This is a genomic window from Actinacidiphila guanduensis (assembly GCF_900103985.1).
Taxonomy (GTDB): domain Bacteria; phylum Actinomycetota; class Actinomycetes; order Streptomycetales; family Streptomycetaceae; genus Actinacidiphila; species Actinacidiphila guanduensis.
In genome coordinates this window covers 503,855-527,116 of record NZ_FNIE01000001.1, presented here as the reverse complement: position 1 = coordinate 527,116, position 23,262 = coordinate 503,855, and the positions used below count along the sequence as shown (strand labels likewise).

The 23,262-nt window shown below is 72.7% G+C and carries 15 protein-coding genes and 1 pseudogene; 9 read left to right on the top strand and 7 right to left on the bottom strand.

Annotated features, from left to right (window positions below; translation table 11 throughout):
- Positions 1-112 precede the first annotated feature (112 nt).
- The 3 genes from BLR33_RS02290 (at position 113) to BLR33_RS02280 (ending at position 6,770) form a co-directional block, all read left to right on the top strand.
- Positions 113-4,384 carry a discoidin domain-containing protein gene (locus tag BLR33_RS02290; protein ID WP_093782504.1) on the top strand — a complete coding sequence of 1,424 codons (4,272 nt, stop codon included), beginning with the start codon at positions 113-115 and terminating at the stop codon, positions 4,382-4,384.
- A 231-nt stretch (positions 4,385-4,615) separates the two neighbouring features.
- Positions 4,616-6,055, top strand: coding sequence for a chitinase (locus BLR33_RS02285; protein ID WP_093782503.1), 1,440 nt, complete (start codon positions 4,616-4,618; stop codon positions 6,053-6,055).
- Positions 6,056-6,254: 199 nt separating this feature from the next.
- Positions 6,255-6,770, top strand: a complete 516-nt coding sequence (locus BLR33_RS02280) for a mycothiol transferase (RefSeq protein WP_093782502.1) — start codon at positions 6,255-6,257, stop codon at positions 6,768-6,770.
- Positions 6,771-6,864: 94 nt separating this feature from the next.
- On the opposite strand, the gene BLR33_RS02275 is transcribed toward BLR33_RS02280, so the two are convergent.
- Complete coding sequence (locus BLR33_RS02275; RefSeq protein ID WP_093782501.1) at positions 6,865-7,740, bottom strand: LysR family transcriptional regulator; 876 nt, start codon at positions 7,738-7,740, stop codon at positions 6,865-6,867.
- 82 nt (positions 7,741-7,822) lie between these two features.
- Here BLR33_RS02275 and BLR33_RS02270 point away from each other — a divergent pair, with 82 nt between their 5' ends.
- From BLR33_RS02270 to BLR33_RS02260, 3 genes and pseudogenes are all read left to right on the top strand, one after another.
- Positions 7,823-8,548 carry an SDR family oxidoreductase gene (locus BLR33_RS02270; RefSeq protein WP_093782500.1) on the top strand — a complete coding sequence of 242 codons (726 nt, stop codon included), beginning with the start codon at positions 7,823-7,825 and terminating at the stop codon, positions 8,546-8,548.
- A 140-nt stretch (positions 8,549-8,688) separates the two neighbouring features.
- Positions 8,689-10,389, top strand: a pseudogene (locus BLR33_RS02265) (MFS transporter); the annotation flags it as partial.
- Positions 10,390-10,435: 46 nt separating this feature from the next.
- Positions 10,436-10,888 (top strand): MarR family winged helix-turn-helix transcriptional regulator, encoded by a 453-nt coding sequence (locus BLR33_RS02260; RefSeq protein WP_093782498.1) that lies wholly within the window; start codon positions 10,436-10,438, stop codon positions 10,886-10,888.
- Positions 10,889-11,029: 141 nt separating this feature from the next.
- Here BLR33_RS02260 and BLR33_RS02255 read toward each other — a convergent pair whose 3' ends face one another.
- On the bottom strand, positions 11,030-12,532 hold the full coding sequence (locus tag BLR33_RS02255; protein WP_093782497.1) for an MFS transporter: 1,503 nt from the start codon (positions 12,530-12,532) through the stop codon (positions 11,030-11,032).
- Positions 12,533-12,688: 156 nt separating this feature from the next.
- On the opposite strand from BLR33_RS02255, the gene pgm reads away from it, so the two are divergent.
- Positions 12,689-14,329: a phosphoglucomutase (alpha-D-glucose-1,6-bisphosphate-dependent) gene (pgm, locus tag BLR33_RS02250; protein WP_093782496.1), complete on the top strand. Its 1,641-nt coding sequence runs from the start codon at positions 12,689-12,691 to the stop codon at positions 14,327-14,329.
- Between the two features lie 94 nt (positions 14,330-14,423).
- Here pgm and BLR33_RS02245 read toward each other — a convergent pair whose 3' ends face one another.
- From BLR33_RS02245 to BLR33_RS34955, 5 genes are all read right to left on the bottom strand, one after another.
- Positions 14,424-16,190, bottom strand: a complete 1,767-nt coding sequence (locus tag BLR33_RS02245; RefSeq protein ID WP_093782495.1) for an ABC transporter ATP-binding protein — start codon at positions 16,188-16,190, stop codon at positions 14,424-14,426.
- Positions 16,191-16,424: 234 nt separating this feature from the next.
- The gene (locus tag BLR33_RS36875; RefSeq protein ID WP_093782494.1) at positions 16,425-16,871 is read right to left on the bottom strand and encodes a chaplin; all 447 of its coding nucleotides are present in this window, start codon (positions 16,869-16,871) and stop codon (positions 16,425-16,427) included.
- A gap of 250 nt (positions 16,872-17,121) precedes the next feature.
- Positions 17,122-17,712: a CYTH domain-containing protein gene (locus tag BLR33_RS02235; RefSeq protein WP_245771094.1), complete on the bottom strand. Its 591-nt coding sequence runs from the start codon at positions 17,710-17,712 to the stop codon at positions 17,122-17,124.
- A 198-nt stretch (positions 17,713-17,910) separates the two neighbouring features.
- Positions 17,911-18,165 carry a DUF5133 domain-containing protein gene (locus tag BLR33_RS02230; RefSeq protein WP_093782492.1) on the bottom strand — a complete coding sequence of 85 codons (255 nt, stop codon included), beginning with the start codon at positions 18,163-18,165 and terminating at the stop codon, positions 17,911-17,913.
- A 361-nt stretch (positions 18,166-18,526) separates the two neighbouring features.
- Complete coding sequence (locus tag BLR33_RS34955) at positions 18,527-18,697, bottom strand: hypothetical protein (protein WP_176930047.1); 171 nt, start codon at positions 18,695-18,697, stop codon at positions 18,527-18,529.
- Positions 18,698-19,296: 599 nt separating this feature from the next.
- On the opposite strand from BLR33_RS34955, the gene BLR33_RS02225 reads away from it, so the two are divergent.
- Both BLR33_RS02225 and BLR33_RS36645 read left to right on the top strand, forming a co-directional pair.
- A complete protein-coding gene (locus tag BLR33_RS02225) occupies positions 19,297-20,571 on the top strand; it encodes an MFS transporter (RefSeq protein ID WP_245771093.1) in 1,275 nt (424 codons plus the stop codon).
- 203 nt (positions 20,572-20,774) lie between these two features.
- Positions 20,775-23,180, top strand: coding sequence for an ArnT family glycosyltransferase (locus BLR33_RS36645; protein WP_093782490.1), 2,406 nt, complete (start codon positions 20,775-20,777; stop codon positions 23,178-23,180).
- Positions 23,181-23,262: the final 82 nt, after the last annotated feature.

Genomic DNA, 23,262 nt, shown 5'->3' with positions numbered 1-23,262 from the left:
ATCCGTAAGGGAGCGGCGCAACTTTACTAGGCGCGATCCGCACGTTTCGGATTGTGCGTCAGTCGGCTCTTCCCAGTTCATCATCCGGATGATCACGACACAGAGGGACGCTATGAGACCACAGCGCTCCATACCGCGGCTGCTGGCGGGGGTGACCGCGGCGAGCCTGCTGCTGCTGGGCGCCCAGGCCCTGCCGGCCGCTGCCGCGGGGGGATCGAAGGCGACGGCCGCGAAGTCCGCGGCCAGCAGCGCAGACGGCGGCCACACCGCCGCGCAACTGCGCGACGGCAAGCAGGACACCTACTGGCAGAGCTCGGGCAAGAAGCTGCCGCAGTGGGCGCAGGTCGACCTCGGCCGCGACGAGCGGGTCGGCAAGGTCACCTTGAAGGTGCCCGCCTCCTGGAGCGCGCGCAGCGAGACCATCGCGCTGCAGGGCAGCGAGGACGGCACGCTGTTCGACACGCTGACCGGCGCCGCCACGTACCGCTTCGACCCTGCCAAGGGCAACACGGTCACGGTCCCGGTCGCGCCGACCCTGGCCCGCTACCTGCGGGCCGAGGTCACCTCCAACACCGCCGGCAAGAGCGCGCAGCTCTCGGAGCTGACTGCCGTGCCCGCCGCCGACTCCCCGACGAACCTCGCCCTGAACCGGCCCACCGCCGAGTCCGGGCACAACGACGTCTACCCCTCGGGCAACGCCGTCGACGGCAACGCCGGCACCTACTGGGAGAGCACCAACAACGCCTTCCCGCAGTGGCTGCGCGTGGACCTCGGCAGCGCGGTGGCGGTGGACAAGGTGGTGCTGAAGCTGCCGCCGGCCACGGCGTGGGCCAGCCGCACCCAGACCCTCGCGGTGCAGGGCAGCACGGACGGCAGCACCTTCACCGACCTCGTCGCCTCGGCCGGCTACACCTTCGACCCGGCCACCGGCAACCAGGTGACGATCACCTTCAACTCCGCGACCACCCGCTACGTGCGGCTGAACATCACCGGCAACACCGGCTGGCCGGCCGGCCAGATCTCGGAGTTCGAGGTCTACGGGCCCGCCACCGGTGACACCCAGGCACCCTCGGCCCCCAGCGGCCTGGCCTACACCCAGCCCGCCTCCGGCCAGATCAAGCTGACCTGGAACGCCTCCACGGACAACGTCGGCGTCACCGGCTACGACATCTACGCCAACGGCACCCTGCGCACCTCGGTCGCCGGGAACGTGCTCACCTACACCGACAGCCAGCCCGACACCGCGACGGTCACCTACACCGTCAAGGCGCACGACGCGGCAGGCAATCAGTCGGCGGCGAGCAACAGCGTGACGCGCACCGGCAGTTCGGGCGACACCCAGGCGCCGACCGCGCCCACCAACCTCGCCTACAGCCAGCCGGCCTCCGGCCAGATCAAGCTGACCTGGAGCGCGTCCAGCGACAACGTGGCCGTCACCGGCTACGAGGTCTTCCGCAACGGCTCCCAGATCGGCACCACCGCGGCCGGCACCCTCACCTACACCGACAGCCAGCCCGACAGCGCCACCGTCTCGTACTTCGTCCGGGCCAAGGACGCGGCCGGCAACGAGTCGGGCAACAGCAACACGGTGACCCGCAACGGCACCACGCCGCCGACCGGCGGCACCAACCAGGCCGTCGGCAAGCCGATCACCGCCTCCTCCACGGTGCAGAACTTCGTCGCCGCCAACGCCGACGACGACGATGTGACCACCTACTGGGAGGGCACCGGCACCAGCTCGCTCACCATCCAGCTGGGCGCCAATGTGGACACCAGCCAGATCGTGGTCAAGCTCAACCCGTCCTCGATCTGGAGCGCGCGCACCCAGACCATCCAGGTCGACGGGCGCGAGCAGAGCGCCAGTTCCTTCACCACCCTCGCGGCCGCCAAGCAGTACAGCTTCGACCCCGCCACCGGGAACAGCGTCACCATCCCGGTCACCGCGCGGGTGGCCGATGTTCGGCTGACGTTCAGCAACAACTCCGGGGCCGGCGGCGGCCAGGCGGCCGAGGTCCAGGTGATCGGCGTGCCCGGGCCCAACCCGGACCTCACGGTCTCCAGCCTGACCACCTCGCCCGCGGCTCCGGTGGAGACCGACGCGGTGACCGCCAGCGCCACGGTGAAGAACATCGGCACCAACGCCTCCACCGCGACGAACGTCAACTTCTACCTGGGCACCACCAAGGTCGGCACCGCCAACGTCGGCGCCCTCGCGGCCGGCGCGAGCACCACGGTGACGGCGAACCTCGGCGCCCGGGACGCGGCGACCTACCAGCTGACGGCGAAGGTCGACGAGGCCAACACCGTCATCGAGCAGAACGAGACCAACAACAGCGCGACCACCTCCCTGGTGGTCAAGCCGGTCGACACCTCCGACCTGGTGCCGGTGACCGCCTGGTCGCCCGGCAACCCCTCGGCGGGCCAGAACACCACCTTCACCGTCGCGCTGAAGAACCAGGGCACGGTCGCCTCGGCGTCCGGCGCGCACGCGATCACCCTGACCGTGCTGGACGCCTCCAGCGGCGCCACCGTGAAGACGCTGACCGGCTCCTACAGCGGCTCGATCGCCTCCGGCGCCACCACCGCCCCGGTGAGCCTGGGCAGTTGGGCCGCGGTGGACGGCAAGTACACCGTCCGCACGCAGGTGGCCGTGGACGGCAACGAGGTGTCGATCAAGCAGGGCAACAACACCGCGGACAAGGCGTTCTTCGTCGGCCGCGGCGCCAACATGCCCTACGACGTCTACGAGGCCGAGGACGGCACGCTCGGCGGCGGCGCCACCGTGCTCGGGCCGAACCGCACCGTCGGCGACCCCGCCGGTGAGGCGTCCGGCCGCAAGGCGGTCCACCTGGCCGGCAACGGCCAGTACGTCGAGTGGACCACCCGCAACCCCACCAACACCCTGGTGACCCGCTTCAACGTGCCCGACGGCAGCAACGCCACCCTCGACATCTACGTCGACGGCAGCCTGCTGAAGACGATCACGCTGAACTCGAAGTACGCCTGGCTGTACGGCGACGAGACGAGCCCGAACAACTCGCCCGGCTCCGGCGCCCCGCGGCACATCTACGACGAGGCGAACGTGCTTCTCGGCACCACCGTGCCGGCCGGCCACACCATCCGGCTGCAGAAGGACGCGGCCAACACCGCGGCCTACTACAACATCGACTACATCAACCTGGAGCAGGCCACCCAGGTCGCCAACCCCGACCCGACGAAGTACGTCGTGCCTGCCGGCTTCACCCAGCAGGACGTGCAGAACGCCCTGGACACCGCGCGGCAGGACACCACCAAGCTCGGCGTCTACCTGCCCGCGGGCGACTACTCGACGGCGAACAAGTTCACCGTCTACGGCCGCGCCGTCAAGGTGATCGGCGCCGGCCCCTGGTTCACCCGCTTCTACACCCCGCAGGACCAGGAGAACACCGACGGCGGCTTCACGGTGCAGTCCTCCGCCAACGGCTCGACCTTCACCGGCTTCGGGTTCTTCGGCAACTACACCAGCCGTATCGACGGCCCCGGCAAGGTCTTCGACCTCAACGGGGTGGCCAACCTGACCATCGACAACCTCTGGATCGAGCACACGATCTGCGGCGTGTGGGCGACCAACGTCGACAACTCCACGATCAGCAACCTGCGCATCCGCGACACCTTCGCCGACGGCGTGAACCTCACCAACGGCTCCACCGGCAACACGGTGACCAACGACGAGGCCCGCTCCACCGGCGACGACAGCTTCGCGCTGTTCCCGGCGATCGACAACCACAACGAGCAGGAGACCGGCAACACCTTCTCCAACCTCAGCGTGCAGACGGTCTGGCGGGCCGCGGGCCTGGCGGTCTACGGCGGTGGCGGCAACTCCTTCACCAACCTCTACATCGCCGACAGCCTCACCTACCCGGGCATCACCATCGGCTCGCTGCAGTTCGGCGGCATCCCGGCGCTCGGCTTCGAGTCCTCGCCGCAGACCACCTTCTCCAACATCACCCTGGCCCGCGACGGCGGCCACTTCTGGGGGGCGCAGACCTTCCCGGCGCTGTGGATCTACTCCGCCGAATTCAAGCTCCAGGGGATCAGGATCAGCGACGTCGACATCAGCGACCCGACGTACTCGGGGGTGATGTTCCAGACCAAGTGGAACGGCAGCACCCCGCTGAACCCGATCACCGACACCGTCATCACCGACCTGTCGGTCACCGGCGCGCACAAGAGCGGTGACGCCTACGACGCCAAGTCGGGCTTCGGGCTGTGGGCCAACCCGCAGCCGGAATCGGGGCAGGGCCCGGCCTCGGGCTCGGTGACGATCAACGGGCTGCACGAGAGCGACAACGCGGTGGACATCCAGAACACCACCACCACGTTCACGATCACCGTCAACAACTGACCGGCCGCACACAGGGGGTGCGCCCGCGTTCGAGCGACGAACGCGGGCGCACCCCGCCGGTGCGTGCCGTGACGGACGGGGCGGGACTGTATTCAGTTGCTGAACGCGGGGGGTTGACGCGGCATTGGTCTAGTCCTACCTTCGCCGATACGCCGACAGTCACGTCGGCGGCCCGAGTTCACACCACTGAACCCGGATTCGGCTGTCCCCCACGGAAGGCCCTACCCCCACATGAGATCACCGCTGAGGAGACCGCGCCTGAAGGCGGTCGGCGCCGTCCTCGCCGCCCCCACACTCGCGGCCGGCGTGCTGCTCGCCACCGGCGGCACCGCGCACGCCGCCGCCAACCCGGGCCCGGGCTTCCCCGCCCAGTACGCCGCCCCCTACGCGGAGGTGTGGAACTCGCCCACCGCCCTCACCACCGTCCGCAACGCCACGGGGCTGAAGTACTTCACCCTCGCCTTCGTCATCGACGGCGGCGGCTGCAACGCCACCTTCAACGGCGACACCTCGATCACCGACGCCAGTTGGACCTCGGCGATCAACAGCCTGCGGTCGGCCGGCGGCGACGTCATCGCCTCCTTCGGCGGCGCCTCGGGCACCGAGGAGGCGCTCGCCTGCACCTCGGTCTCCTCGCTGGAGACGCAGTACAAGCGGGTCATCGACGGACTCAACCTGACCCGGCTGGACTTCGACATCGAAGGCAGCGCGCTGAACAACACCACGGCCAACGACCGCCGCAACCAGGCCCTGGCGGACCTGCAGCAGCAGTACGCGGCCCAGGGCAAGCGCCTCGACATCGACTACACGCTGCCGGTCGACCCCAGCGGCCTGGAGTCCAACTCGCTGAGCCTGCTCAACAACGCCAAGAGCCACGGCCTGAACGTCAACCTGGTCAACATCATGACCATGGACTACGGCAGCTCCATGGACATGGGCAACGCCGCCATCAGCGCCGCCCAGGGCCTGCACAGCCAGCTCGGCCAGATATGGACCTCCAAGACCTCCGCGCAGCTGTGGGCGATGGAGGGCAACACTCCGATGATCGGCGTCAACGACACCACCAGCGAGGTGTTCTCCACCTCCGACGCCAACGACCTGGAGAGCTTCGCGAAGTCCAACGGCATCCAGGAGCTGTCCTTCTGGTCGCTCGGCCGGGACAAGGCCTGTTCCAGCAACGGGCAGTTGTCGGACTCCTGCAGCGGGACCTCGCAGTCCGCCTGGCAGTTCTCCAGCACCTTCAACGGCATCACCGGCGGGGGCGGCACCACGCCGCCGCCGAGCGGCGCCACCGGCCCGATCAAGTCCGGCTACGCGGGCAAGTGCGTCGACGTGGCCGCGGCCGGCACCGCCAACGGCACCGCCGTCCAGCTCTACGACTGCAACGGCACCACCGCGCAGAACTGGACGGTCGCCTCCGACGGCTCCCTGCAGGCGCTCGGCAAGTGCATGGACGTCACCGCCGCCGGCACCGCCAACGGCACCCAGGTGCAGCTGTACGACTGCAACGGCACCGCCGCCCAGAAGTGGCACAAGTCCGGCAGCACCCTGGTGAACGACGGCTCCGGCCGCTGCCTGGACGCCACCGGCCCCAGCTCGGCCAACGGCACCCGGCTGCAGATCTGGGACTGCGCCGGCGGCACCAACCAGCAGTGGACCCTGCCCTCCTGAGTCCCGCCCCGCGGCCCTCCTGAAGCCGCGGGGCGAACCACCGGTCCCGGTCGGGCACGATGGCACCCGCCCGGGACCGGTGCGGCTTTTCCGGCGTCAGGTGGCCGGGCTCACGTGGGTCGGGCGGGGTGGCGGCGGCACCGTGGGGGAGACTGCCCGGCGAAGGTCCATCCGCCGACACGCTGCTGGGAGCCACGTCATGAACACCGCCGAACTGCTCGCCGACGGATACGGCCGGATCCGCGAGGCCGTGTACGGGGCCGTGGAGGACCTGACCGCCGAGGAGCTGGCCGAACGGCTCGACCCCGAGGCGAACACGGTCGCCTGGCTGATCTGGCACCTCACCCGCGTGCAGGACGACCACGTCGCCGAGGTCGCCGGCCGCGAGCAGGTCTGGCTCACCGACGGCTGGCGCGACCGCTTCGACCTGCCCTTCGCGGCCCGCACCATCGGCTACGGCCAGTCCGCCCGCGACGTCGCCAAGGTCAAGGTCGCCGACCCCGCCCTGCTCACCGGCTACTACGACGCCGTCCATGCCGCCACCCTGGACTACCTCGAAGACCTCACCGACGACGACCTCGACCGCGTCGTGGACGAGCGCTGGGACCCGCCGGTCACCCTGGGCGTCCGCCTCACCAGCGTCATCTCCGACGACCTCCAGCACGCCGGCCAAGCCGCCTTCATTCGCGGCATCCTCCTCCTCCGCCGCCGCTGAGAAGCCCCGCCCCGGGAAACCCGTGGACGTCCGCCCGCCGTACGGACGGTGCGCGCCTGAGCCGGGATGCGCGCCCTCGCGGGCGGGTGGGGCGTCAGGGGGCCGGCCGGGAGGTTTCGTCGCGCAGGGCGGCCGCCGCGCGGACCAGAGCGGCCACCGGCAGGGAGCGGCTGGCCGCGGGCCACGCGATCACCGTGGTGATGTCCGGGGCGTCGTCGACGGGCACCGCCACGTGCTCGGGCCACTGCCAGGCGCGGCTGGAGGCCGGGATGACCAGCAGCGTCCTGCCGAGCGCGACCAGTTGGGCGAGCTGCGACTGGGTGTGCACCTCGGGCCCCGGGCCGTCCGGGTAGGTGCCGTCGAGCCGGGGCCAGCGGGCCATCGGCAGGCCGGGCACGTCGCGGACCTCCGCCAGTGTCAGGCGCTCGCGCGCGGCGAGCGGGTGACCCGCGGGCAGGATCGCCACCTGGCCCTCGGTGTGCAGGTCCTCGGTGTCGAAACCGGCGAGGTCGTCCACCGGGCGGTGCATGAGCGCCACATCGGCGTGGCCGTCCCGCAGCAGCCGCGCCTGCTCGCCGACCTCGCACAGCAGGACCTCCACGGGCGCCGCTCCCGGGTCGGCAGCGACCGCGTCCAGCAGCCGGCGCAGCAGCGCGTGGGACGCCCCGGCCTTCGACGCGAGGACCAGCGGCCGCCCGGGGTCCCCGGCCCGCCGGGTCCGGCGTACGGCGGCGGCCACGCCGTCCAGGGCCGCCGCGCCCTCCCGGAGCAGCACCCGGCCGGCGCCGGTGAGCGCGACCCCGCGGCGGTCCCGGTCCAGCAGCCGCACCCCGAGCCGCTGCTCCAGCCGGCGGATCGCGCGCGAGAGCGGCGGCTGGGCGATCCCCAGCCGCTCGGCGGCCCGCCCGAAGTGCAGCTCCTCGGCGACAGCAATGAAGTACCGCAACTCGCGGGTCTCCAGATCGTCCACACCGCCAGCCTACGGCTGATACCTGGTGAGTATCACAGCCCACCGAGGCGATATTGGACCGCGCCGGACGGGTCCGCCGAGCATGGATCGCGTGAACGAGACGAGGATTGCGCTGGTCACCGGCGCGAACAAGGGAATCGGCCGCGCCATCGCGCAGGGCCTGGCGGCCATCGGTTTCACCGTCGCGGTGGGGGCCCGCGACGAGGCCAGGCGCGAGAAGGCCGTCGAGCAGCTGCGCGCCGAGGGCGCCGACGTCTTCGGTGTCGCCCTCGACGTCACCTCCGACGACAGCGTCGCCGCGGCGGCGGCGAGCATCGGGAAGCGGGCGGGCCGGCTCGACGTGCTGGTCAACAACGCCGGGATCTCCGGCCGCACCGACGCCGGTACTCAGGACCCCACCACGCTCGACCTCGACGTCCTGCGCACCGTCCTGGAGACCAATGTGTTCGGGGTCGTGCGGGTGACGAACGCGATGCTCCCGCTGCTCGGCCGCGCGGACTCCCCGCGCATCGTCAACATGTCGAGCAATATGGGCTCGCTGGCGCTGCGGACGGGTCCCGTCATGGCCGCGTACGCGCCCTCGAAGTCGATGCTCAACAGCCTCACCGTGCAGTACGCCCGCCGCCTCGCCGACACGAAGATCATCGTCAACGCGGCCTGCCCCGGCTATGTGGCGACCGACTTCACCGGCTTCGCAGGGTCGCGCACCCCCGAGCAGGGCGCCGCGATCGCGCTCAGGCTCGCCACCCTGCCCGACGACGGGCCGCGTGGCGGTTTCTTCGACGACGAGGGCGCCATCGCCTGGTGACCCGCGCGAAGAGGGGGAGTGCGCGGGGCGGCCGCGCGCTCCCCGCGCTCCCGATGGCGTCTGCAAGGGGTCCACCGGCGATGATAGAGTTACTTAACCTAAGTTAAGTAACTGCTCTCCGGGTGGGGTGTGACCGCCGTATGGCGACCGAAGAAGACTCGACCACGCGAATACAGCGGCGGGCGCCGCGTATCGCCGCCGACCATCCGCACTACAAGTGGGTGGCGCTGTCCAACACGACGCTCGGCATGCTCATCGCCACGATCAACTCCTCGATCGTGCTGATCTCGCTGCCCGCGATCTTCAACGGCATCCGGCTCGACCCGCTGCAGCCCGGCAACGTCAGCTACCTGCTGTGGATGCTGATGGGCTACATGCTCGTCACCGCCGTCCTCGTGGTCACCCTCGGCCGGCTCGGCGACATCCTCGGCCGGGTCAAGATCTACAACGCCGGCTTCCTGATCTTCACCGTCACCTCGGTGATCCTGTCCGTCGACCCGATGCACGGCGGCGGCGGCGCGCTGTGGCTGATCGGCTGGCGCGTCGCCCAGGCAGTCGGCGGCTCCATGCTCATGGCCAACTCGGCCGCGATCATCACCGACGCCTTCCCCGCCCGCCAGCGCGGCATGGCGCTCGGCGTCAACATGGTCGCCGGCATCGCCGGCTCCTTCATCGGCCTGGTCCTCGGCGGCCTGCTCGCCGAGTGGAACTGGCGCTCCATCTTCTGGGTCAACGTGCCCATCGGCCTGCTCGGCACCGTGTGGGCCTACCGCTCCCTGCACGACACCGGCGTGCGCCGCCCCGCGAAGATGGACTGGTGGGGCAACATCACCTTCGCCGTCGGCCTGACCGCCCTGCTCGCCGGCATCACCTACGGCATCCAGCCCTACGGCGGCCACACCATGGGCTGGACGAACCCCTGGGTGCTGGCAGGCCTGATCGGCGGCGCCGCCATCCTCGTCGCCTTCTGCCTGATCGAGGCACGCGTTGCCGAGCCGATGTTCCCGCTCAAGCTGTTCCGCAACGCGGCCTTCGCCGGCGGCAACGCGGCGACGCTGCTCGGCTCCATCGCCCGCGGCGGCCTGCAGTTCATGCTCATCATCTGGCTGCAGGGCATCTGGCTGCCGCTGCACGGCTACAACTACGCCGACACCCCGCTGTGGGCCGGCATCTACCTACTGCCGCTCACCATCGGCTTCCTGGCCGCCGGCCCCATCTCCGGCGCCCTGTCCGACCGCTACGGCGCCCGGCTGTTCGCCTCGGCCGGCTTCGTGGTGATGGCCGGCTCCTTCGCCGGGCTGCTGCTCATCCCGACGAACTTCAGCTACTGGGTCTTCGCCCTGGTGGTCTTCCTCAACGGCCTGGGCGGCGGCCTGTTCGCCGCGCCGAACACCTCGATCATCATGGCCAGCGTGCCCGCCGAGGCCCGCGGCGCCGCCTCCGGCATGCGGGCCACCTTCCAGAACGCGGGCATGGTGCTCTCCATCGGCGTGTTCTTCTCGCTGATGGTCGCCGGTCTCGCCCGCTCCCTGCCGCACACCCTCAGCTCCGGGCTGATGGCCCAGGGCGTCCCGGCGGGCAACGCCCACCAGGTGGCGAACCTGCCCCCGGTCGGCACGCTCTTCGCGGCCTTCCTGGGTTACAACCCGATCCAGCAGTTGCTCGGCCCGCACCTGCTGTCCACGCTGCCGAAGACCGACGCGCACACCCTCACCGGGCGCGAGTTCTTCCCGCACTTGATCTCCGGGCCCTTCCACGACGGACTCGTCGTGGTGTTCGCCCTGGCGATCGTGATGTCCTTGGTCGCGGCGGGCGCCTCGCTGATCCGCGCCCGCAAGGCCCCGGCAGACCGGGCCTGAACCGTACGGCCGAAGGAGGCGCCCCCGCATGACCCACACCGACGGGCGCGGGGGCGCCACACCGGCCGCCGTCGCACTGATCGTCGCCCGGCTCTACCGGCAGCTCGCACAGGCGTCGGCGGACGACCTCAACCTCACCTACGCGCAGGTGTCCGCGCTCGCCCGGATCGAGCAGGCCGGGCCGATCCGGCTCGGCGAGCTGGCCGCGCGCGAGCAGGTGGCGGCGCCCTCGCTGACCCGTACGGTGCGGCCGCTGGCCGAGGCGGGCCTGATCGGCAAGGAGGCGGACCCCTCCGACGGCCGCTCCTGGCTCGTCAGCATCACCCCCGAGGGCGCGGCCGTGCTCGAACGGATCCGCCGCGAGCGGGCCGCGCTCCTCGCCCGCCGCATGTCCCGCCTCACCGACGCCCAACGCGCCACCCTGGACGAAGCGCTCCCCGTCCTGGAACTGCTCCTCACCGAGGGCCCGCCGCAGCCCTGAGCGCGGGTTGCCGTTTCTCATGGCCCCCGGGTTCTCATGGCCCCCGGGGTTGTCTCCCGGGCGGAGGAACTACGCGACCAGCCCGGACGGCGCGGGAGTCGGCTACGGCGGCGAACCCGGACGGCGTGCGGCCGCCCACGCTCAAGGCTGGCGCTGAGCCCCCGGTTCGAGCGGCGGCGCCGAGAAGGAGCAGTGCGTGCCGCACTCCGGCCGCACCGTCGGCGCGGGTTCCTCGAGTGCCGCGGACGGCGTCAGCGTGAAGGCGAGCCCCGCGCCGAGCGCGCACAGCCCCCCGCAGATGGCCATCGCCTTCCCGAACGCCGCGTTGACGTCGTGCGCCGAGGTGTACCCCTGGTTGGACAGCCCCACCGCCAGCGGCAGCGCGGCCACCGCGAGCAACTGGGCCACCCGCGCGGCCGCGTTGTTGACCCCGCTCGCCACCCCCGCGTTGTCCACCGGCACGGACGCGAGCACCGTGGCCGTCAGCGGGGCCACGAACATGCTCATGCCGAGGCCCTGGACGACGACGGCCGGCAGCACGTCCCGCCAGTAGGACGCGCTGTCCGGCGAGACCCGGATCAGCAGCAGCATCCCGGCCCCGGCCACGAGCGGCCCCACCGCGAGCGGCACCCGCGGCCCGATCCGCTGCGCGAGCGCCCCTGCCGGGGCGGACAGCGCCAGCATCAGCACCGTCACCGGCAGCGTCGCCAGCCCCGCGCGCAGCGCGCTGTAGCCGGCGGCGGTCTGCAGCTGCACCGGCAGCAGGAAGAACACCCCGCCGATCGCCGCGTACAGGCACAGCGTCACCACGTTCATCGCGGTGAACAGCCGCGAGGAGAACACCCGCAGCGGCAGCATCGGGTGCGCCGAGGCCCGCTCGGTGCGCAGGAAGGCCCACCCGCAGGCCAGCCCGGCCACCGCGGGCACGGCGATGGCGGGCCAGGAGGGGTGCCCGGAGGCGGCGATGAGCGCGTACGTGACACCGGCCAGGCACAGGGCCGCGAGCGCGGCGCCGCGCACGTCGAAGGAGCCGCTCGCGGTCCGGTCCCGGCTCTCGGGCACCTTGCGCACCGCGATGGCCACCGTGACCGCGGCGAGCGGCACGTTGACGTAGAAGATCCAGCGCCAGCCGGGGCCGTCGACGAGCCAGCCGCCGAGGAACGGGCCGACCGCGCCGGCCACCCCGCCCAGGCCCGACCACGCGCCCACCGCCTTGGCCCGGTCCTCCTGCCGGAAGGTGGACTGCACCAGCGCGAGCGAACCCGGCGTCAGGAGCGCGCCGCCCACGCCCTGCAGGGCGCGGGCCGCGATCAGGGTGCCGCTGTCCTGCGCGATGCCGCACAGCGCGGAGGCGAGCGCGAACCACACCACCCCGGTGGTGAACACCCTGCGCCGCCCGTACCGGTCGCCCAGGCCCCCACCGAGCAGGATCAGCCCGGCGAGGGTGAGCAGATAGCCGTTGACGGTCCACTGCAGGGCGCCGAAGGAGGCGCCGAGGTCGCGACCGATGTGCGGCAGCGCGATGTTGACCACCGTGCCGTCCAGCATCGCCATGCCCGAGCCGAGCACCGAGCACGCGAGTACCCACCGCCCGGCGGGCGACGCCAGCCGGATGCCTTCCGCCGCAGGTTCCGCCGTGGTCATGACTCCGCCTCTCCCGTCGGGCGCAACACTAATGCCCGCGGCCCCGATGGCGCCCCCGCCCGGGGCGCCGTCGTGGCGCGGGGCTCGCGCGCGGGAGAATGGGCAGGCTGGGCAGCACGCGGAGAAGCGCAAGCCGACACGAAGAAGGAGCCGAGGATGCCGCACGAGCGCGCCGGAACCCCCGCACGGCCGGAGGACCTCGTCGACGTACCCCGCCTGGTCACCGCCTACTACGCGCTGCACCCCGATCCGGCCGAGCCCGGCCAGCGGGTCGCGTTCGGCACCTCCGGGCACCGCGGCTCGGCGCTGCGGACCGCTTTCAACGAGGACCACATCGCCGCCACCAGCCAGGCCATCTGCGAGTACCGGGCCGAGCAGGGCACCGACGGACCGCTGTTCCTGGGCGCCGACACGCACGCCCTGTCCGAGCCCGCCCGGGTCACCGCGCTGGAGGTCTTCGCCGCCAACGGCGTGACCGTCCTGATCGACCAGGGCGACGGCTTCACCCCCACCCCGGCGGTCTCGCACGCGATCCTCACCCACAACCGGGGCCGCACCGGCGCCCTGGCCGACGGCGTCGTCGTCACCCCCTCGCACAACCCGCCGGCCGACGGCGGGTTCAAGTACAACCCGCCCTCCGGCGGCCCCGCGGCCTCCGACGCCACCGGCTGGATCCAGGACCGCGCCAACGCCCTGATCGCCGACGGCCTGAAGGGCGTGCGCCGCATCCCGTACAGCCGCGCGCTGGCCGCCGACACCACCGGCCGCTACGACTTCCTCGGCGCCTACGTGGACGACCTGCCCTCCGTGCTGGACCTGGCGGCCGTCCGTTCGGCCGGGGTGCGGATCGGCGCCGACCCGCTCGGCGGCGCCTCGGTCGGCTACTGGGGCCGCATCGCCGAGACCCACGGCCTGGACCTCACCGTCGTCAACCCGCTCGCCGACCCCACCTGGCGGTTCATGACGCTGGACTGGGACGGCAAGATCCGCATGGACTGTTCGTCGCCCTACGCGATGGCCTCGCTGATCGACCGCAAGGACGAGTACGCGATCGCCACCGGCAACGACGCGGACGCCGACCGGCACGGCATCGTCACCCCCGACGGCGGGCTGATGAACCCCAACCACTACCTGGCCGCCGCCATCGCCTACCTGGTGCGGCACCGCGAGCAGTGGAGCGACTCCCTGGCCATCGGCAAGACCCTGGTGTCCTCCTCGATGATCGACAAGGTCGCCGCCGACCTGGGCCGCACCCTGACCGAGGTCCCGGTCGGCTTCAAGTGGTTCGTGGACGGCCTGATCGGCGGCACGCTGGCCTTCGGCGGCGAGGAGTCGGCCGGCGCGTCCTTCCTGCGCCGCGACGGCAGCGTGTGGACCACCGACAAGGACGGCATCCTGCTGGCGCTGCTCGCCTCGGAGATCACCGCGGTCACCGGCCGCACCCCCTCGCAGCACTACGCCGAGCTCACCGAGCGCTTCGGCGCCCCCGCCTACGCCCGCATCGACGCGCCCGCCGACCGCGAGCAGAAGGCCGTCCTCGCGCGCCTGTCGCCGGAGCAGGTACCGGCCCGCGAGCTGGCCGGCGAGCCGGTCACCGGCGTGCTCACCGAGGCGCCCGGCAACGGGGCCGCGATCGGCGGCATCAAGGTGACCACCGAGAACGCCTGGTTCGCCGCCCGCCCCTCGGGCACCGAGGACGTCTACAAGGTGTACGCCGAGTCCTTCAAGGGCGAGGAGCACCTGGCGCAGGTGCAGCAGGAGGCGCAGGCGATCGTGGGGCAGGCCCTCGGCGGGTGAGGCGCGGGCCCGGTGGGGGCGCCCCGGCTCCGGCGCGCCGCCCCCACCGGGCCCCTCCCTCGGCCATCTGGCCACCTTGACCTTGGCCCGTGGCTCAGGCGAGCTGGGCGGCCTGCAGGCCCGCGTACGCGCCGCCGCGGCGCAGCAGTTCGGCGTGGGAGCCGATCTCCATGATGCGGCCCTCGTCCAGGACGACGATGCGGTCGGCGTTCCTGATCGTGGACAGCCGGTGCGCGACGACGAAGACGGTACGGCCGCGCACCAGGCGGGACAGCGCCTGCTGCACCAGCGCCTCGGATCGCGAGTCCAGCGCGGAGGTCGCCTCGTCGAGCACCAGCACCCGCGGGTCGCGGATCAGCGCGCGGGCGATGGCCAGCCGCTGCTTCTGGCCGCCCGACAGCCGCGCCCCGCGCTCGCCGACGACCGTGTCCAGCCCCTGCGGCATCCGCTCGATGAACTCCATCGCGTTGGCGTCGCGCAGCGCCGCCCGCACCCGCTCCTCGGGCACATCGGTCATGCCGTAGGTGACGTTCTCGCGCACGCTGCCCTCGAAGAGGATCGACTCCTGCGGCACCACCGACAGCCAGCTGCGGTAGTCCCGCAGGTCGAGGCTCTCCATGTCCACCCCGTCCAGCAGGATGCTGCCCTCGGTGGGCCGCAGGAAGCCGATCACCAGGTTGAGCACGGTGGACTTGCCGGCGCCGGAGCCGCCGACCAGCGCGATGGTCTCGCCCGGCCGCACGTCGAGGTCGAAGCCGGTCAGCGAGGGGCGGTCGTTGTCGGGGTAGGTGTGGCCGACGCCGCGGAACTCGAAGCGGCCGGTGACCCCTTCGACGTGCGCCTTGCCGTCGTTCTGCTCCAGGTCGGGCGCCTGGAGCACCTCACCGATGGAGCGCACGGACTCGAGTCCCTTGCCGATCTGCGGGGTGAGGGTCAGCAGGGTGGTCACCGAGCTGGTGAGGCTGGAGAAGTAGGCGCTGAGCATGACGACGGTGCCGGGGGTGACGCTCAGCCAGCCGTAGTAGGCGATCAGCGCCGAGCCGGACAGGCACGCCACGCCGATCGCGTTGAGCAGCACCCAGGCGAGGGAGCCGAACCAGCCGTTGAGCCGGTCCAGCCGCAGGGCCGCGGCCAGCACCTCGCCGAGGGTGCGGTCCATGCGATGCAGGGCGGCGTTCTCCAGACCGTGCGCGCGGGTGATGGGAATCAGCGTCGTCATCTCGGTGACCCGCGAGGAGAGTTGCTCCACCTGCTGGCGGAACAGCTCGTTGCGGTCGCGCAGCCGGCGGCGCAGCCGCACCACCAGGAGGGCGGAGGCGGGGACGACGACGAGGTAGACCGGCAGGAAGGCCGGCGCCTGGACGCCGATGACGACCAGGCCGCCGGAGAGGGTGGCGATGGCGGCCAGCCCGTTGTCGGCGGTCTGCTGGGCGGCGGTCTCGATGGACTCCACGTCCCGGATCACCTTGGCCTGCAGCACACCGGCGCTGACCCGGGAGTGGTAGCCGATGGACAGCTGCTGCATGCGGTGGCACAGCGCGGTGCGCAGCCGGGTCCCCGTGCGGCGTATCGAGCCCTGCATGCAGCGCACGTACAGCACGTGCAGCGGCAGGTTGAGCACCAGGATGACCAGCAGCACCGCGGAGTTCCACCACAGGACGGAGATCGGCTTGTGCTGGACGACGACGTCCACCACGTTCGCGGTGATCAGCGGGAGCAGCCACACCGGGGCGTGCTTGCCGAGGAAGGCGACGACGGCCAGGGCGACCCGGCGCCGGTCGGGGTGGAAGAGGTAGAGGAGGGTACGGAGGGGGTGCTCGCCACGGTAGCGGTGGCTGAGCGTGCCTTGCGGCAGCGCCATTGCGGGGCTCCTCGTATCGCGTTGTCGCGGCGGGCCGGCGATGGTCGGGCCGGCGGCGCGGCACGGGCGGTGTGCTTCGGCGCTGAAGCACCCGCGCCTTCATGTGCGCGCATACACCTTAGAGGCCGGGTGCCCCGCGCTACCCGGCCCTGTGGCGTCCTTCCTGCGGCGTTCTCCGCGCGACGTTCTTTCCGCGACGAGGGGAGCGGTGCCGCCCCGGCGGGCGGCACCGGCTCAACGGCGGGCGGCCGGGCGGGCCTTGCGGTAGAGCACCGCGCCGCCGAGCACCAGCGCGGCGCCGGCCCCGCCCGCCCAGCCGACCCCCGCGGCGCCGGTGTGCGCCAGGCTGGGCGCGGCCACGGGCGCGGGCTGGTTCGGCGGAGCGGGGACCGGCTTGTGCGCGGGCGGCGGGGGAGCGACGGGGGTGGTGGGCGGCGGAGTGCTGGTGTTCGCGCACGAGTTGCCGAACGCCGGGTTGAGCAGCCCGGCGGCGTCCACGGTGTTGCCGCAGGCGTTGACCGGCACGTGCACGGGGACGCTCACGCTGTTCCCCGACAGGATTCCGGGGGAGCCGGCCGCCTGCCCGCCACCGGTCGCGTCCGCGTGCGCGGCCTGCGCGGAAGCGAGCACCCCGCCCGCGACCACCGCGGTGACCAGTCCCTTTCGGGCGATCCTGTTCATACGCTCATCTGCCTTCCGGAGATCTCGCGGGCCGCGTGCCCGCATCCGGAACAACGCGCGACGCGCCCGAACAGGGCATCCTCGCCGCTCTTTTCATCCCAACGAGTGATCTCCCGGTGGCCGCGGTGCCGCAGGCCCGCTATACGAGGAGATCGGCCCTGGCAGCAGCCGTCCTGAGCCCCCGTCGGCAGCAGCCGCGTCGGCACACCCCGCCATGTGCCGGCCGGACCCGGGGGATGTGCCCGATACCCTACGGCAGCCCGAACTCAGCGAGCAGCGCCCGCAGTTCCTCCGGCGAGGTGCGGGCCAGCCGGCCGCCGGTGAACCGCGGGTCGGCGGTCACTTCGGCGACGGCGAGCGGCGGCACCGCGAAGGCGGCGGCCTCCTCGTCGCTCTCGAACTCCGCCTCGGCGAGCACCAGCCCGGCCAGCGGCCCCTCGAAGACGTCGACCCCCAGCGGCGGCAGACTGCGCCGGGTCTTGCGCAGCACGCGCGCGGGCAGCGCCAGCAGCGCCTCGTACTCGGCCTCCGACAGGTAGAAGGTGGTGATGAGGCCCTGGACGGCGCCGCCGGAGGCCGCGGGGACCTTCTGGGTGAGCTTCAGCTCCGTGCGCGCACCGGCCCCGGCGCCGGGCAGGCGCGAGCGGCGCAGGCGCAGCCGGGTGCCCGTCACATAGCGGTCGGTGATCTCGCGGACGGCGGTGTCCGCGGGGAAGCGGGGCACGGTGCCCAGCAGGAACCGGCGCTCGCGCTCCACGAGGGCGTACTTGCCCGGCTTGCCCAAATCTCCCGGCCTGCCCGGCCGCGAGGGGTCCGGCGCCGGGCCGTCGGGGGTGGTCATGATCGGATCACACGGGACATCGTGGCTCAGGCGTCCTGCGCGGGCATCCGGTTTTACGGTTTTTTCGGTGCCGGCGGGCGGAGCCGGGTGGTGCGTGGGTGGTGCGGTACGCGGCCGGCGGGGCGCCGGGCGACGGGCGCCCCGCGGGGCCGCACCGTGGCCGTCCGGTACGTCGTTGTCCGAGCGGCAGGCCGGCGGTCAGGCGGCGCTCTCGCCGGCGGCGGCGTCCTGCGCGAACGCGGCCTGGTCGATGTGCGCCCGTGCGGCCGCCAGCGCCGCCCCGATCTCGCGCGTTCCGGTGGACACGCACAGGGTGTAGACCGTGTCCTGCAACTGCTGTCGGACCTCGGGGCGGACGCCCTCGGCGGTGGTACCGGGCTCGTCTGCGAGCGCGCTGAGCGCCTGGTAGCGCTCCACCAGTTTCCGCAGCACGGTCGGGTGGGCCATCAACATCGTCGCACTCCTCGGGTTTTCGGCGAAGTCGAGCCGCGTATGCCCGCCCTGACGGTCTGCATGCGTGATATACGTGGAATTTACGTCGATCTGCGCATGACACGGGTCACATCGATGCCCGCCGTTGCCGTAGCCGCCTTGTCCCCGGGGCTGCTGGGGCCGCCGCGACCTGCGGGTCCGTGCTCGCCGGAGGGCTCCGGGAGGCGACTGCCGCCCGTGCCGCGCGAGCTGATCCGCCGTCAGCAAACCGAGCGCCGCGGCAAGCCGGCGGACATCCCGACGTTACCTCCGAGTGGCCGGGAACACATCCGGCCCCAGCCGCACGCGGGGTCGCGCGGGCCGGGGCCGGACGGGAAAGGGATCAGTCGATGCTGCGCAGGATGTGGGTCTCGGAGGGGTCCTCCTCGTAGCCCGCGAGCCTGATCGGCGCGCAACGGGCCCATGCGTCCAGCGGACGCTCCTCCTTCAGCAGCACGGCGTGCTCGCCGTGCTCGCCTGCCGTCTCCTTGCGCTTGAGCTGCTCTGCTGACACCGCGCACTCCTTAGCGTCGCGTGGACCGGAACACCCCGACGCGGCCGCTGCGGCGCGTCCTGCGGGCCCGGTCGGTCTTCCTTGGTCATCCGGGGATCCTCGGGCGGTGCGGACGCGGTGGCGCCTGATGGGTGCCGGAAGCGTGGCCGAGTCGGGCACTGGGTTCCGGGACGGGCTCCGGGGCCTGGTACTTCCCCACGAGCCTCCTCGTCCCCCACAGCCTAAGCCGCCGCGCCCGCCGCCACCAGCCGATTCACCCCCGCCCGGGGGCGCCGCGGGCTCCTGGCCGGCCCCGACGGCACCCGCCCGTACGCCTGTTCAGGCCCACCAGGGCGGCCGAGAGCAGCGCAGGACGGTGTCCATCCGGCGTCCACCATATGGACGTACGAAGCGGCCGGGCGGGCGACCGTCGAACGGGGCAGCGCGCACGCCGGTCCCGGAGCACGCCGGAGCGCCCGGGGTCCCGCTCGTGGCGATCATCACACCGGGCCGCCCTGCGGCGCTGTGCGGCCCGGTTGCTACCGTCATACGTGCTCAACAGCGAAGAAGACCGCCGCGCGAAGCCCGGGCCGTCCCTCTCGGCCGCACCTGCCGCACCCGTGACACCCGCCGCCGCGGCCCCCCGCCGCTCCCGGCTGCTCGCCGACATCACCCCGCTGCGCGCCCACGCCGACTTCCGCCGGCTGTGGTTCGGCAACACCGTCTCCGCCGTCGGCCAGCAGATGACCGCCATGGCCGTCTCGCTGCAGGTCTACGCGATCACCGGCTCCAGCTTCTACGTCGGCCTCGTCGGCCTGTGCTCCCTGGTGCCGCTGGTGGTCTTCGGGCTCTACGGCGGGGCCGTCGCCGACGCCGTGGACCGGCGCAAGCTCGGCCTGGTCAGCGCGAGCGGCGCCACCGCGCTGTCGGCCGCGCTCGCCGTCGTCGCCATCGTCCACGTCCGCCAGGTGTGGCCGCTCTACGTGCTCGTCGCCCTGCAGGCGGTGTGCTTCGCGATGAACTCGCCCGCGCGCTCCTCGATGATCCCGCGCCTGCTGCCGTCCGAGCAGCTGCCCTCGGCCAACGCCCTCGCCTCCCTGGCCGGCGGCGTCTCCCAGATGGCCGGACCCATGCTCGGCGGCGTCTTCGTCGGCTTCTGGGGCTACCAGGCGGCCTACCTCATCGACGTCGCCGCCTTCACCGCCTCCCTGTACGCGATGTGGCGGCTGCCCGCCATGCTGCCGGGCGACGACAGGCCCGGCGGCGCACCGGCCGTACGGCGCCGGCCCTCGGTCATGGAGGGGCTTCGCTACTTGGGCGCGCGGCCCAACCTGCGGACCACCTTCGTCTCCGACCTCGCCGCCATGGTGCTCGCCCAGCCCCGCGTGCTCTTCCCGGCCGTCGCGGGCCTGTGGTTCGGCGGCGGCACCCGCACGGTCGGCCTGCTCGCCGCGGCGCCCGCCGTGGGCGCCATGCTCGGCAGCGTCTTCTCCGGCTGGCTGGGCCGCGTCCACCGGCAGGGCTTTGCGGTCCTGATCGCCATTGCCTCCTGGGGCGCGGCCGTCGCCGTCTTCGGCCTGACCCGCAACCTGCTGCTCGGCCTGTTCTTCCTCGCGCTCGCCGGCTGCGCCGACACCGTCTCCATGGTGTTCCGCAACACCATGCTGCAGTCCGCGGCCCCCGACGACATGCGCGGCCGCCTCCAGGGCGTCTTCCTGGTCGTCGTGGTCGGCGGCCCCCGCCTCGGCGACTTCCTCGCCGGCTCGGCGTCCGACCTGTTCACCCCGACCGCCGCAGTCGTCGGCGGCGGCATCGCCTGCATCACCGCGGTGCTCCTGATCGGCGTCATGCAACGCAGCTTCATCCGCTACGACGCCCGCCACCCGGTGGCCTGACGAGCGGCTTCCCGCCGCAGGGCGCCGGACACGGCACACAGCGCGAAGGGCGCAGGACGGGCGCGGCCGCAAGGGCCTGCGCGCGGATTCCCATGTGATTCACAGGCTGCTCCGGGTGTGCACCCAGCCACGCTGTCGACACTGGTGAGGCCCGTGCGAGCCGTGTGATTCACCGGCCTGCCCTCCCAGCCGTGAAGGAAGTCATGACGTCCAGTTCCGAGTCCCTCGGACCGGTTGTCACCCGGCTGTCCGCGGAGCCCCGCCCCCTGCCGGGCCCCGTGCGGCTCAGCGGCCGCCGGTGGCAGGTATGGCGCTCACCCGACGACCAGCCACGATGGGCCAGACCCGCCCTCCTGGGCATCGCCGCCTTCGCGGCGGCCCTCTTCACCTGGAACATCGCCACCGCCGGCTACGCGATGTTCTACAGCGACAGCGTCAAGAGCATGTCGGTGAGCTGGAAGGCGTGGCTGTTCGGCGCCATGGACCCCGGCGCCACCATCACGCTGGACAAGATCCCCGGCTCCTTCGCCGTCCAGGCGCTGTTCGCCCGCGTCCTGGGGTTCCACCAGTGGTCCGTCGCACTGCCGCAGTGCGTCGAGGGCGTCGTCGCCGTCCTGGTGATGTACCGGATCGTGCGCCGCTGGGTGGGGGAGGCCGCGGGGCTCATCGCCGCGGCGACGCTCGCCCTGACCCCGGTGTGCGCCTCGATGTTCGGCCACCCCATGGAGGACGGCGCCCTGGTCTGCTGCCTGGTGCTGGCGGCCGACCGCTTCCAGGTCGCCGTCCTGGAGGGACGGCTGCGGCCGCTGGTCTGGGCCGGGGTGTGGGTCGGCGTCGGCTTCCAGATGAAGATGATGCAGGCGTGGATGGTGCTGCCCGCCTTCACCCTGGCCTACCTGCTGGTCGCCCCTGGGCGCTTCGGCCGCCGCCTTCGGCACGTCCTGGTCGCCGGAGCGGTCTGCTTCGCCGTGTCGGTCAGCTGGGTGGTCATGATGACGGTGGTCCCGGCGAAGGATCGCCCGTACGTGGACGGGTCCACCAACAACAGCGCCGTCGCCATGGTCTTCGGCTACAACGGCCTGGACCGCTTCGGCATCCACATCAAGGGCGCCGCCGCCGGCATCGGGGGCGGCGGGGGAGCGAGGGGCGGGCAAGGGCGGTTCGAGGCGCCGCCCGGCGCGGCGGGCTCCGCCGGTTCGCCGGGCTCCTCCTCGGGCGCATCCGGACCCCAGGGCTCGAACGGTCCCGGCTCCCTGCCGTCCTTCCCGTCCGGCGGGATGCCGTCCGGGAGCGGCGCCCTGCCCGGTGGGAGCGGTGCGGCCCCGGGCGGCTCCCAGGCATCCGGCGGCTCCGGGCCGCCCGGCGGGACCGGCACGCAGGGGTCCGGCGGCTTCCCTGGCGGCCAGGGCGGCCCAGGCGCCCAGAGCGCCCGCGGCTTCCCCGGCGGTCCGGGAGGCCCCGGCGGCAGCAGCAAGTGGACCAAGCTCTTCGAGGGCCGCTTCGCGCCCCAGATCGGCTGGCTGCTGCCCTTCGCACTCATGGTGCTCGTCCTCGGCCTGTGGTGGCGGCGCCGCGCGGAGCGCACGGACGCCCTGCGCGGCGGGTTCGTCACCTTCGGCGCCTGGCTGGTCGTCGTCGGCGCCGTCTTCAGCGACATGGACTCGATCCCGCACACCGCGTACATGGCCACCCTGGCGCCCGCGCTGGCCGCCTTGAGCGGCGCGGGCGCGGTGATGCTGTGGCGGACCTACCGGGCCGGGAGGCGCGCGGCCTGGGCGCTGCCCGCGGTGGTCGCCGTCCAGGCCTGGTGGACCTGGCACCTGTGGGGGCAGGCACCCTCCTTCGTGCCCTGGCTGCGCCTGCTGTCGCTCCTGGCGGCCGCCGCAGCCGTGGTCGTCCTGGTCGCGGGGCGGCTGACCAGGCGCGCCCGTGCCAGGGCCGTCACCGCCGCGCTGCTCGTGGGCCTGGCGACAGCGTTCACCGGCAGCGCCGCCTGGTCGCTCTCGGTGTTCGACCCGGCGGACGGGGGCAGCGCCTTCGATGCCCAGGCCGGGCCGGCCACCACAAGCGGCGGCTTCCAGGGCAGCTTCCCCGGCGGCGCGACCCCGGGCGGCAGCGGGGGCGGCGAAGGCGCGCAGGCCGGCCGCGGACCCGGCGCCGGAGGCGGCGGCATGACCGCCCAGGCGACGTGGACCTCCGACGAGCGCAAGCTGTGGGCGTACGTGAAGGCCCACCAGGACGGCGCCGAGTACCCGCTGGCCACCGTCGGCTGGCGGCAGGCCGAGCCGTACATCCTGGCCACCGGGGAGAAGGTGCTGCCCATCGGGGGCTTCTCCGGCAGCGCCGACCAGCCGACGCTCGCCGCCTTCGAGTCCCTGGTCGGACAGGGCAAGGTGCACTACGTCCTCACCGAGGGCAGTGGCGGGGGCGTGGGCATGAGAGGGGGCACCGGCACCGCGTCCGCGGCCATCGGCACCTGGGTGACCGGCCACTGCACCAAGGTCTCCGCGAGCGCCTACGGCGCGCAGCAGCCGACCTCCGCCGCCACCCCGGCCGGCGGCTTCGGCGGCGGCTCGGGCACCCTGCTGCGCTGCGACCCCACCTCGTGACCATGGCGGCGGGCCGCACCCCGCAGGGGGCGCGGCCGGCGGACCCGCGGCGCAGCGGGGCGGGCCGCCGGCGCGGCGGCCC

Bases quoted from the DNA above. Each gene is read 5' to 3' on its own strand.
- BLR33_RS02290 (WP_093782504.1), top strand. From the start codon at position 113: ATGAGACCACAGCGCTCCATACCGCGGCTGCTGGCGGGGGTGACCGCG.
- BLR33_RS02285 (WP_093782503.1), top strand. From the start codon at position 4,616: ATGAGATCACCGCTGAGGAGACCGCGCCTGAAGGCGGTCGGCGCCGTC.
- BLR33_RS02280 (WP_093782502.1), top strand. From the start codon at position 6,255: ATGAACACCGCCGAACTGCTCGCCGACGGATACGGCCGGATCCGCGAG.
- BLR33_RS02270 (WP_093782500.1), top strand. From the start codon at position 7,823: ATGGATCGCGTGAACGAGACGAGGATTGCGCTGGTCACCGGCGCGAAC.
- BLR33_RS02260 (WP_093782498.1), top strand. From the start codon at position 10,436: ATGACCCACACCGACGGGCGCGGGGGCGCCACACCGGCCGCCGTCGCA.
- BLR33_RS02255 (WP_093782497.1), bottom strand. From the start codon at position 12,532: ATGACCACGGCGGAACCTGCGGCGGAAGGCATCCGGCTGGCGTCGCCC.
- pgm (WP_093782496.1), top strand. From the start codon at position 12,689: ATGCCGCACGAGCGCGCCGGAACCCCCGCACGGCCGGAGGACCTCGTC.
- BLR33_RS02245 (WP_093782495.1), bottom strand. From the start codon at position 16,190: ATGGCGCTGCCGCAAGGCACGCTCAGCCACCGCTACCGTGGCGAGCAC.
- BLR33_RS36875 (WP_093782494.1), bottom strand. From the start codon at position 16,871: ATGAACAGGATCGCCCGAAAGGGACTGGTCACCGCGGTGGTCGCGGGC.
- BLR33_RS02235 (WP_245771094.1), bottom strand. From the start codon at position 17,712: ATGACCACCCCCGACGGCCCGGCGCCGGACCCCTCGCGGCCGGGCAGG.
- BLR33_RS02230 (WP_093782492.1), bottom strand. From the start codon at position 18,165: ATGTTGATGGCCCACCCGACCGTGCTGCGGAAACTGGTGGAGCGCTAC.
- BLR33_RS36645 (WP_093782490.1), top strand. From the start codon at position 20,775: ATGACGTCCAGTTCCGAGTCCCTCGGACCGGTTGTCACCCGGCTGTCC.